Below are 1,940 nucleotides of genomic sequence, written 5' to 3' on the forward strand. Positions count from 1 at the left end.
AATATCAGCATGAAAACCGACGACATTACTTGCTTCATCCTATGTATTAACTCGCTCTAATTCGAGCTGAAGAAATTATGGCTTAAAAAGTTAGGCAAGGATCAGTGCGTTTAACTTGACTGTGGGAGTCATACCAACGCCGTGCTTTGCGGCAAATTTGGATCGCAGCGGAGAATTTGTCCGACAACAGCACCTTGTTAGTGGTCCTCTTTTCGTATGGCACGGAGTCTATTCATAACTGATTGGCCATAAGGAGTAAGTGTCCAATATGTACCTCTATCTTTAACGCTTCTATTTTTTACGTTTTGTGCAATTAACCCTAGGGCATTAAATTGGACAATAGAGGTTTCAAAATCTGACTTTTCGTACTCGATTGATCTAATGTAGCAATAGCCCTCAAAGCTCTTTGCATCTGGAACAACTTCATTTATACGCCTGCGAACAAACTCCCCAAATCTAGAAGCCAGTTGAATATTACTTGCTTCATGCATCATTAACGGAGACACCTCATAGAATATTTCATTCCATGTTGCCTCAATTTCCCAGTCCCATGAGTAGCTCTCATAGTTATCAAGCTTCTTGGATTCAAATTTACAATTAATGGTGAATGTATCGTCTCCTTGCGATAGTTTTTCTGTCCCTTTTGGAGCCTCGGTTTGGGCAGATGCCATTTCCGTTTCTAGTTCCTCTATTCTTCGGCGTAGCCGAAGAATTTCTGTGCTAGCCTCTGAACTAGCAACTTGATCACCACGAACCCAACCAATTCCGGGGTGCTTCTTTTGCAGCATGATTAGGCTACGACTAACAACAGAGCCAAGTTCTGAGGGAGTGTTCCAATACTTACATACTTTTTGCTGGGACAACTCTCTAAATTCTTTTAGCTTAGTTTTTCCTTCCTCAGTTTGCTCGGTATATTTGGCGGGAATTGAATCAGGATCTTTATGCAGAAATGCAATGACGGGCTTTTCAGTTTCGATTGCATAGCGGTATTCCATTTCAGTATAGCTTATTCCTCCAGGTCCTAAACTTCCGTAACGACCGCCGATTACAACAATATAATAATCACATTCGTCAATAACGCCCTTTATCAAGGACCACTGATCTTCGTCAGCGGCTGGAAACAACTCCATGCCTGCAGGAATGCAATCTAGTTCTAAAAGTGCATTCATAATTTCCTGTCTTTCAGGTATCAGGTCAACATAAGTTGAGCTAACAAATACTTGATATTTTTTATTTATATTGCTCATTGATTCTCTCTTGACCACTAACGCCGCAAGCCAAGCTTTATGCGTCCCATCATAATTGCCTTGTTATATGCCAATTACCACTCTATTTGGATTTTTGTGCCTACTTTAACCAAATCCATGAATTCATCCATTTCTGAATTTGTTAAAGCAATACAACCATTTGTCCAATTGAAATTTTGAGTAATTCCAGACAACCAACCCAACCAATTCCTTTGCCCATGCACCATGATAAAACCTCCAGCAGAAACACCTTTTCTTTTAGCATTATCTAAATCAGCTTCATTGGGATAATTGATGTGCATTGCTCGGTAAAAAGAAGAATCTTCTTTTTTATAGTCTAATGTATAAACACCTTCGGGAGTTTTCTGATCACCTTCTTGTTCTTTGTGACCTTTGGGTGCACCACCAAAAGCAACACGATATTCTTTTATTACTTTACCATCATCCAGTAAATACATTTTATTTTCTGACTTATCAACTTTTACTAAGTTAACCTCAGCAAAAGTTGAAAATGATAGAATACTCAAAATTAACGCAAATAGTTTCATGGCATATAGACATAATGACTCCCACACGGTGCTAGCCTCCGCTTTTCGTGGGTTAGCTTAATGACAAAGCCAGAGCCATAATTAGTTTGTCAAATAACTAAACAGCAGAGGCTAGCATGAACAAACATAGCATACTTTTTATCGG

The 1,940-nt window shown here is 39.2% G+C and carries 2 protein-coding genes; both read right to left on the bottom strand.

Annotated features, from left to right (window positions below; all coding sequences use genetic code 11):
• Positions 1-197 precede the first annotated feature (197 nt).
• Positions 198-1,247, bottom strand: a complete 1,050-nt coding sequence (locus JIG37_RS16510; protein ID WP_206769761.1) for a DUF4062 domain-containing protein — start codon at positions 1,245-1,247, stop codon at positions 198-200.
• Between the two features lie 74 nt (positions 1,248-1,321).
• Positions 1,322-1,795: a L,D-transpeptidase family protein gene (locus JIG37_RS16515; protein ID WP_199529851.1), complete on the bottom strand. Its 474-nt coding sequence runs from the start codon at positions 1,793-1,795 to the stop codon at positions 1,322-1,324.
• Positions 1,796-1,940: the final 145 nt, after the last annotated feature.

Origin of the sequence: Pseudoalteromonas sp. bablab_jr010 (assembly GCF_016464105.1) — a bacterium.
Lineage (GTDB): Bacteria > Pseudomonadota > Gammaproteobacteria > Enterobacterales > Alteromonadaceae > Pseudoalteromonas > Pseudoalteromonas simplex.

Coding starts and splice junctions, on each gene's coding strand:
- JIG37_RS16515 (WP_199529851.1), bottom strand. CDS start 1,795: ATGAAACTATTTGCGTTAATTTTGAGTATTCTATCATTTTCAACTTTT.
- JIG37_RS16510 (WP_206769761.1), bottom strand. CDS start 1,247: ATGAGCAATATAAATAAAAAATATCAAGTATTTGTTAGCTCAACTTAT.